At 53.1% G+C, this 9,004-nt stretch carries 7 protein-coding genes; 3 read left to right on the top strand and 4 right to left on the bottom strand.

Annotation, left to right across the window (positions count from 1 at the left end; all coding sequences use genetic code 11):
• Positions 1-335: 335 nt before the first annotated feature.
• Positions 336-1,019, top strand: coding sequence for a ComF family protein (locus LKK83_RS07440; RefSeq protein ID WP_324630380.1), 684 nt, complete (start codon positions 336-338; stop codon positions 1,017-1,019).
• Between the two features lie 74 nt (positions 1,020-1,093).
• Here LKK83_RS07440 and rbsK read toward each other — a convergent pair whose 3' ends face one another.
• Positions 1,094-2,017, bottom strand: coding sequence for a ribokinase (gene rbsK, locus LKK83_RS07435; RefSeq protein WP_324630378.1), 924 nt, complete (start codon positions 2,015-2,017; stop codon positions 1,094-1,096).
• A gap of 209 nt (positions 2,018-2,226) precedes the next feature.
• On the bottom strand, positions 2,227-4,008 hold the full coding sequence (gene ggt / locus LKK83_RS07430) for a gamma-glutamyltransferase (protein WP_324630377.1): 1,782 nt from the start codon (positions 4,006-4,008) through the stop codon (positions 2,227-2,229).
• Between the two features lie 257 nt (positions 4,009-4,265).
• Between ggt and LKK83_RS07425 the strand changes: the two genes are divergently transcribed.
• Positions 4,266-4,808, top strand: a complete 543-nt coding sequence (locus LKK83_RS07425; RefSeq protein WP_324630375.1) for a hypothetical protein — start codon at positions 4,266-4,268, stop codon at positions 4,806-4,808.
• A 492-nt stretch (positions 4,809-5,300) separates the two neighbouring features.
• On the opposite strand, the gene LKK83_RS07420 is transcribed toward LKK83_RS07425, so the two are convergent.
• Positions 5,301-6,044 (bottom strand): queuosine precursor transporter, encoded by a 744-nt coding sequence (locus LKK83_RS07420; RefSeq protein ID WP_324630374.1) that lies wholly within the window; start codon positions 6,042-6,044, stop codon positions 5,301-5,303.
• Positions 6,045-6,113: 69 nt separating this feature from the next.
• On the opposite strand from LKK83_RS07420, the gene LKK83_RS07415 reads away from it, so the two are divergent.
• Positions 6,114-7,400 carry a bifunctional folylpolyglutamate synthase/dihydrofolate synthase gene (locus tag LKK83_RS07415; protein WP_324630373.1) on the top strand — a complete coding sequence of 429 codons (1,287 nt, stop codon included), beginning with the start codon at positions 6,114-6,116 and terminating at the stop codon, positions 7,398-7,400.
• A 172-nt stretch (positions 7,401-7,572) separates the two neighbouring features.
• Here the strand turns inward: LKK83_RS07415 and LKK83_RS07410 are convergent, their stop codons facing one another.
• Complete coding sequence (locus tag LKK83_RS07410; protein WP_324630381.1) at positions 7,573-8,865, bottom strand: ABC transporter substrate-binding protein; 1,293 nt, start codon at positions 8,863-8,865, stop codon at positions 7,573-7,575.
• Positions 8,866-9,004: the final 139 nt, after the last annotated feature.

Raw genomic sequence — 9,004 nt, 5'->3', positions numbered from 1 at the left:
GGGGCGAATTCCTCCCCATACATAAATGACAGGGGTTTCCATTCGCCCCCCTTACCAACCCCTAATTTTCGATGAAATACAGCATAAATTAAAAATTGTAACAAAGCGCGATCGGCATTCGCCAAGGAATCGCCCTTAAGTTCAAGGAAAGGTCTATCCCGCCCGGGTTCATTTTAGTGAGAGCCTTACATCATCAAAATGTTAAAAACTGTAACGAATCGCCAGCCGCCTTGTCCCTCGGGCCTGGATTCAGGGACAATAAAGGGGGGCATTGCATCTGGCGGGGGCTGGATGAGTGCTGTACCTCAATGACGGTATGGAGAGAATAGCAACTGATGGGAAAGGGGTCTCAATTCTTAAAGGGGATTCTGAATTTATTTTTTCAACCGAACTGCGCCCTATGCGATCGCCCGAGCCAAGGCAGTTTATGTCCAGCCTGCAATAAACAGCTTCAGCAATCTCAGTTTAACAACCTGCATCAACTGCGTCCGGGCAAACCTCCAGTGTTGATTTGGGGCAGTTACGGCGGAATCTTGAAACGAGCGATCGCCGCCATGAAATATGAGGATTGCCCGGAACTGGCAAGACCCCTGGGTCACGCCTTGGCAGAAGCTTGGATAAACTCGCCCCTGGCGGCGCGCGGTGCGATCGCGGTAGTGCCCATTCCCATGCACCCGGAAAAACAGAAGCAACGCGGGTTCAATCAAGCGGAATTACTGGCCAAACATTTCTGCGAACTCACCCGCTACTCCTTAGCCGCCACCGGATTGGAACGGATCCGCGAAACCGAGGCACTCTATAGCTTATCCCGGGAAGAGCGACAAAAAACTCTCGCCCAAGCGATGGGTTTGGGCAAAGCCTTTCGCCGCAAAAAACCCTCCCGAGTCGTATTGCTCGATGACATATACACCACCGGTGCCACTTGTCGCGAAGCCATGCGCGTGCTGCAAAATCACGGAATAAAGGTGTATGGAATTGCCGCGATCGCCTCCACCCGAAAACCGGGCGAGACAAGGTAAGCAAAGCGGGCGATTGAAATCGCGCCTGGGTAGGTCAAGTCCGCCTACGCGGACTCTTTCTCTCACTTAAGGGCTTATCTGTTCTCCCGGCTAGTGAGAAAGTTATCGAAAGTTTCGCGATCGGGGAGAGAGGGTTGCGCGCCCGGTTGCATAGCCGATAGGGCACCGGCGGCTGCGCCCCATTTCACCGCCTCGCGCAAGGGTTTTCCCAGGGCGATCGCCGTTGCCAATGCGCCATTAAATGCATCTCCCGCCGCCACCGTATCCACCGCTTGCACGTCAAATGCGGGGAAAAAGAAGTTCGAGTCGGCATTAGCACAGAATACCCCTTTTGCCCCCAACTTGGCGATCGCCACTGCCACCCCGCGCCGCCGTAACTCCGCTGTAGCTTTTTGAGCCGTTTCCGCGTCACTCACAGAAATCCCAGTGAGAATGCTAGCTTCGGTTTCGTTGGGAGTGATAATATCCACCAAGGGATACAAGTCTGCCGGCAATTCGCGCGCTGGTGCGGGGTCTAGGATAACGGGTACCCCGGCATAGCTAGCCATTTCCGCCGCTGCTTGCACTGCAGGCAGGGGAACTTCTAACTGCAATAATAAAGCATCGGCATGGGGGAATAAATCACTCAAGCGATCGCAGTCCGAGGGATTGACTTTACCGTTGGCTCCTGCTACGATAATAATGGTATTTTCTCCCTTCTCGTCTACAGCGATCGCCGCCACGCCAGAGGTAGTGGAATTATCTACAACTACGCGTACGCACTGCACCCCAGACTCGCGCAACCCGCACAAGAGTTCTCGCCCAAAATTATCCTCGCCCACCCGTCCGATCACTTCGGTGGTCATCCCCAGTTTTGCCGCCGCCACGGCTTGATTTGCCCCTTTGCCCCCTGCTGCGGTAAAAAAGTCTTGCCCCGCAATGGTTTCCCCCGGATTGGGCAATCGGTGAGTGCGGGTTACGAGGTCCATATTAATGCTGCCAAACACGAGAATACTCATAAGGATGGTTTGCTCTAAAATTGGGCTACGATTCAATGGTAAATGCGATCGAGCCGATGCCATCAATCTCGGGATTTAGGTGACAATCATTTCGACGCGATCGGGTTGGGCGAAGTCAAGAAGATCGGCGGATGAATTAGGTGAGTCAACGCCTCTTTATTTATACATGCCAAGCCTCCCCCGGACGGTCGATACTATATCTCGGTATCTCACAAACCAATAGCAGTTCCTTCACCCCGGGGGTCGGCAGCACCTTGTATTGTGCCATCTTCGGTAACAAAAATCGCATTGGCATTGCCCCAACCGTCGCGCACTTCGATATTATGTCCCCGTTCCTTGAGAGATTGGACGGTATCCGCGCCAAAGCCGCCGCGTTCTAACCACAGCACATCGGGCAACCACTGGTGATGCAGGCGCGGAGCGGAAACGGCGGCACCGGCATTCATATTGTATTCGATGCCATTCAGGGCAATTTGGAGGACGGTGGTAATAATCGTGCTACCGCCGGGAGAACCCGCCGCCATCAGGAAACGTCCGTTGCGGGTAGCGATGATGGGCGTCATGCTGGAAAGGGGCGTTTTGCGCGGGGCGATCGCATTAGCCTCATCTCCCACTAAGCCGTATAAATTCGGCACGCCGGGAGCGATCGCAAAATCATCCATTTCGTTGTTTAGCACAATGCCCGTGCCGGCGGCCACCACCCCGGCACCAAACCCGCCATTAATAGTAAAGGTCATACTCACCACATTGCGATCGCGATCCACAATCGTCAGGTGAGTGGTATTGGTGGATTCTCCTTGCAGGCGCTGCAGGGTTGCCTCATCCACCGCCGTCACCTCGTCCGATCGCCGCACCCGGTCCATTTGGATTTCCTCCCGGCGCTGTTTGGCGTATTCCTTGCTCGTGAGTTGTCGCACTGGCACTTCTACAAAGTCCGGATCTCCCAAATGTGCCGCGCGATCGGCGTAAGCAATCCGCATCGATTCTACCATTAAATGTAAAGCATCCGGGTTTTGCCATCCCAAATCAGCTAAATCCGTTTCGCCGATGATATTTAAAATTTGCAATAAATGGACGCCGCCAGAAGAGGGCGGCGGCATAGAACAAATGCGCGCGTCGCGGAAGTTACCGCAAATGGGGTCGCGCCAAATCGGTTCGTAATTGATAAGGTCATTTAGGGTAATTAATCCGCCATGTTGTTGCATGTCTTGCGCGATCGCCCAGGCAACTTTTCCCGAATAGAAACTTTCCGGGTCTTGGGAAATGGTTTTTAACGTATTGGCTAAATCTTTTTGAACTAAAATATCTCCCGGTTCGTACATTTGACCCTGGCGGGTAAAAATAGCTTTAGCGGCGGTATTTTGTAATAATACATCCCGCCGTCTTTGGGTAAACCGGATAAAGCGATCGCTCAGTTCAAATCCCTCTTGCGCCAGACGAATCGCCGGTTTGACCACTGCGGACCAGGGCAACTTTCCATACTCGCGATGCAGTTCATACAATCCCGCAACCGTTCCCGGGACCCCCACCGCCAAATGTCCGTCCAAACTCGCCCTCGATTTCACCTTACCCTCATCATCGAGATACATATCCCGCGATGCTGCCATTGGGGCGCGTTCCCGAAAATCCAGCGCCCGGATTTTGCCCGTTTCCGCCTCGCGCAACAGCAAAAATCCGCCGCCACCAATTCCGGCGGAAAACGGTTCCACCACAGAAATTGCCAAAGCGGTCGCCACAGCAGCATCCATTGCATTTCCGCCATCTTCCAGCATCGCCACTCCCGCTTCCGTCGCCAAAGGATGCGCCGAAACCGCCATTCCCAGTTTACTGCGCTGGGGTTGGACAAATTGCGATTGCAAATCTGGCGGGATGCCGGCGTTGACTTTGCGCCGCTGTCGTTCCCCGATGGGAGAAACGGGAGAACAGGAAGAAAGGCAGATGCACAGGCACACCACCGTAAAGGAAAAACGGCGTAGGTGTTGGAGAATCATAAAAGTATTTTGTTGGCTGATGGTATTAGTTTTATTATAGGAAAAATGCGATCGCATGGCGAGGTGAATTTAAAGGGGAGGGAAGCTGATAAAATAGAAGAAGGGAGGTGTTTGTCTTTTGGGTTGATGTCACGGCGAGTTCGCTTGGCCCTTCCATTCCCAGAGGATCCAGTGAGAGGCCAATATCTCCCGCGCTGAAAAATGGCTGGCGGGCAACGGTTCGATTTAGCCCAACGCCCCTAGCAAGGAGGTAGAGAATGAAAGTAAAGGGAAGTCATCGACAAATTTTACACAGCATTGTTCCCCAGGATGTGGCTGAGTATTTGCAGGGGAAAGGTTGGCAGGAAAAAGGGCATTTATGCGATGAAAATTCCACGATTTGGCAGTGGCGAGAATCGGGATGTCTGTATCGCGAAATCGTCCTGCCAATGGATCGGAATGTGGGGTATTATGATTTTCGGATGGCGGATGTGTTGGAGATTTTGGCAGAGGTGGAGGAGCGATCGCAGGTAAAGATTTTGCGAGATTTGATTGCCGAAGTTCCGAATTTGGAAATCGAAGCCGTGGCGATCGCCATACCGGAAGACCTGCGATCGGAACCGGTGACGCTGATGGGAATTGTGGTAGAGAAATTATGGAAGTTTTATACTTGCTTTCCCGAGGGCGATCGCGAGTCAGCCGCCCGCGCTTACCACGAACAACTCCCCGTGCGAGTCAGGGGAGATTTGATTAAACGGCAGGGCAAGTTCTGGCTGCAAAATCCCCAAGAATTTACCATTGATGAGGAGGGAATGGAGTAGAAGACATTGTGAGAAATTTTGTCGCGAGCGGGTTTTGGGTTTGGCGTTGGAAGTGGGGCGTTGAGGAAATCGCATGGGGAACACAGAGAGGTTATACCTAAAGAAATCGAGGCCTATCTCTTTGGTGCAGCTTACGCCATTAAGAGAAATGTTGAAATTGTACCGAATTAAAGGCTAAATAAGAGCGATTGTTAACTGAGTAGTAGGGGCGAGGGAAAAGAAACCGGGTTTCTGGATTCAATTTGTTGCCTTGGGAAAGAGTTGTGTCAGAAACCCAGTTTCTCACGTAAACGGCAGATCGCTGCTAAAATTTTAGCGATCGCGTTTGCTACTTGCGCTTTTTCTTCTTAGCGCTTTTTTCCTTGCCGCTTCCGCCACCCATTGCGAAGCCATGCGGTTTTTTCTGTTGCGATGGGAATTGCGTTTGAATGGATAGATCGAGCGCCTCCGAGGTTTCCAGGTAGAGTTGGGGAACCGCGCAACGATCGCAGGTTACTCTGAGAACGAGAGAGGATTAAACCGACCCTCGCGATCGTAGGCATCCAACCCTTCCCGACGCTTGAGGAAATTAACCACCCAATAGGTCAACGGAGTTGCCAAGGCTTCATAGGCGGATTTTACCAACCATTGAACCGCGATCGCCTCAGTCATGCCCGCCAGGGGAATAGTGCCCCAAAACGCTACCGTAACGAACACCAGAGAATCCAATCCTTGTCCCACCAGAGTCGATCCAATAGTTCGCGCCCACAAATAGCGTCCTCGGGTGGCAATTTTCATCTTTGCCAGAATTATCGCATTAGCAAACTCCCCCACCAAATAGGCGAAAAACGACGCCACCAACAGACGCGGGGTAAAGCCCAAAATTTGCTCGTAAGCGCCTTGGGAGGGCCAAAACGTGGCGGGAGGCAACACCTGCGCCACCCAGATAGCCACCACTGCCAGTAAATTGCAAAAAAACCCCAACCAAATCACCCGGCGCGCCTGGGGGTAGCCATAGACCTCGGTGAGGACATCGCCACAGATGTAGCTAATCGGGAACAGCACCACCCCGGCAGTCACCACGAAGCCAAAAATCTGCACCAACTTCACGGCGATAATATTCGAGACAATCAGACAAGTGATGAATACCGCCACCACCAGGACGAACCACAGGGAATAGGAGGAATCGCCATTGTTGAGATCGCCTCGGCGATCGCGGTTAAAATGGACATCGGACCGAGAAAGATATTTGCTCACGTTTGACGTTTTCGAGCACAATAGAATGATGAACGGGTACGTGACCACCACACTCTAGACTTTCAAATTGTGACTATCGATTCTATTCTAAAACAGTTCCAGTATTTTGGTGTTAACTTGGGACTAGAGCGGATTCACCGACTGCTTGCCGAGTTAGGCAATCCGCAACAGCGAGTGCCGCTGATTCACGTTGCCGGAACCAACGGCAAAGGTTCGGTTTGTGCTTATTTGTCGGCGATTTTGACCCAAGCGGGATATCGGGTGGGGCGCTACACCTCGCCACATTTGGTAGACTGGACGGAACGGATTTGCATCAATGACGTACCGATTTCGCGCGATGAATTAGAAGACTGCCTGCTGCGAGTTAAAAGGGCGATCGCCCCCGATGCGCCCTCGCCGACCTTATTTGAGGTAGTGACGGCGGCGGCGTGGGTGTATTTTGCCCAGCAGCAGGTAGATGTGGCGGTGATGGAAGTAGGACTCGGGGGGCGACTGGATGCCACGAATGCTTGCGATCGCCCCTTAGTGTCGATAATCACCTCGATTAGTTGGGAACATTGGCAGCGCCTCGGTCCGACTTTAGGCGATATTGCCGGGGAAAAAGCGGGGATTCTCAAACCCGGATGTCCGGCGGTTATCGGACAATTGCCACCAGAGGCGATGTCGGTGGTGAAAAAGCGGATTGCCGAATTGGGATGTCCGGCGATTTTTCCAGAACCGGCCATCCCGAAAGGGGAAGGAGAGGCGAAGGGTTCTGCGGTGGGGATGCCGATCGCGTTACCTCGGGTTAGCTATCAAGGGATTGAGTATCCGTTGCCCTTGCATGGAGCGGTGCAGTTGCATAATAGTGCCCTAGCGATCGCCGCATTGCAAATTCTGCGAGAGCAGGGGTGGCAGATTTCCGACCCAGCGATCGCCAGGGGGATGGCGAACACCCAATGGCCCGGACGCCTGCAGTGGATCGAGTGGCGCGATCGCTCCTTTGCGATCGATGGTGCCCACAATGCCGCCGCCGCCCAAGTGCTGCGCGATTATGTGGCAAAGGTCAGCCCCACCCAACCCGTCACCTGGGTGATGGGAATGCTGTCTACCAAAGACCACGAAGGTATATTTAAAGCCCTGCTGCGACCGCAGGATAGATTATACTTAGTTCCCGTTCCCGATCGCAGTTCCGCCGACCCAGAAGACCTGGCCACCTTGGCGCAAAGCATTTGCCCGGAATTAGCACAAGTGCGCTGCTATGCCGATGTATTCCTCGCCCTAGAAAAAGCGATTCAAGACCTTGACAAATTGCCAATTTTATGCGGGTCGCTTTATCTCTTGGGGCACTTTTTAGCCCGGATACAACAGTCGTAGGGCAAGAATTGCCGGAGAGACGGGGATTTTAATCCCCGCCTCCTCGAGCTGAAGTCGTCTAAAGACGACTGAACTGATATGATGTTCGAGGGAATCATGGGGAAAAAAATAGTCCGCGTCGGCGGAGGCAAGTTTTGCCTCGGCGCGATTTTAATTCCCCCACTCACCTCACTTAATGGCGGGCATTCCACTGCTGTGCGGCATCGGCGAGTGCAACGCGGACCGACTTGCGATCGAGCATAGCGGCTTGTAAATTTTCGTAAATAATTTTTTGCAACTGCTGGATATCCTCGATCGCCGGAATCAGCGCCGAAGCCGAACTCATCTGACCGGCGCTGATAATCCGCGCCCGATCCACCGGGGAAGCATCTGGGGGCAATTGTTGGAAATAACTATCTTTTAGGGCCTTCACCGTGGAGGGCAACACATTCGCTTCGCGGGCAAAGGCCAACTGATTTTCATCATTGGTGACAAACAACGCGAACTTGACCGCCGCTTCTGGCACATCGGTATTGCGCGGGATGATTAAATTCATCACAGCAGCAGTTTTCTGACCGGTTTGGCCGGTAATTTGCGGGCCGGCGGCGGAGACCCGGGCAATATCCGGGGCATTAGCGGCGATCGTCTGGAAGAACTGCGGACCAGAAGCCAGCATGGCGATTTGACCCGATTGATATAACTGTACCGCTTGACGGTGGCCTTGGGTGAGGGATTCCCGAGGCAAGAGACCCTGCTGATAGAGATCCACCCAATATTGAAAAGCCGCCTCGCCTTCTGGGGTGTTAAAGGCAGCTTTGCCTTCGGCATCCACCAATTCCATGCCCATTTGCACCATTGATTCGAGCACTTCTGCCGAATCTCCCGGCACAAAAGTCACGAAAAATGCATATTTGCCGGTGCGATCGCGAATTTGCTGCGCCACCTGGGCTAATTCCGCATAGGTTTCTGGGGGGTTAGGGATGCCCGCTTCCTGGAAGAGGTCTTGGTTGTAAATCGTGATGCGAGTGGTGAGGTACCAGGGGATGCCAAAGCTTTTGCCATTAAAAGTGCTTGCGTCCCAGATGTTGGGGAGATAGCGATCGCGAATCTCCCGGGGTACTCGATCGTCCAGGTCCAGCCAAGCATTGCGACTCGCCAGGAGGGTAGCAAAATTGGGATTGAGATTGACCACATCCGGGGCAGTATTGGCAGAAACCGCCGCCAGAATTTTGCTTTCCATCGCCGACCAAGGCACATCCACCCAGCGGATCTCGATATCGGGGTTTTGGGATTCAAACGTAGCGATCGCCTCGTTGAAATACTCCGTAAACTGCGGCTGTAGCTGCATCGTCCAGAATTCCACCTCGCGGACTCCCGATTGGGAACTCGAAGAAGACTCCGACCCCGGAGTGCAAGCGATCGCCCAACTGAGCAACAATCCGATTAACGCAAACAATCCAAACCGTTTCCAAGTTTTCATCTTCAGCCTCATAACGTGCCATTCCCCTAACAATTGCCAGGAGTTGCGATCGAAAATTATCCCCCTTCCCGGGACCAATGCGATCGCGCCACAGACCTGCGATCGACACAGAGATTAAAGTCACCAGAATGGGGATCCCCGGTTA

The sequence above is a fragment of the Phormidium sp. CCY1219 genome, assembly GCF_035615515.1.
Lineage (GTDB): Bacteria > Cyanobacteriota > Cyanobacteriia > Cyanobacteriales > Laspinemataceae > CCY1219.
The sequence above is the reverse complement of the archived record's forward strand: the minus strand, read 5'-3'. Positions and strand labels throughout refer to the sequence as shown.

Bases quoted from the DNA above. Each gene is read 5' to 3' on its own strand.
- rbsK (WP_324630378.1), bottom strand. From the start codon at position 2,017: ATGAGTATTCTCGTGTTTGGCAGCATTAATATGGACCTCGTAACCCGC.
- LKK83_RS07440 (WP_324630380.1), top strand. From the start codon at position 336: ATGGGAAAGGGGTCTCAATTCTTAAAGGGGATTCTGAATTTATTTTTT.
- LKK83_RS07425 (WP_324630375.1), top strand. From the start codon at position 4,266: ATGAAAGTAAAGGGAAGTCATCGACAAATTTTACACAGCATTGTTCCC.
- ggt (WP_324630377.1), bottom strand. From the start codon at position 4,008: ATGATTCTCCAACACCTACGCCGTTTTTCCTTTACGGTGGTGTGCCTG.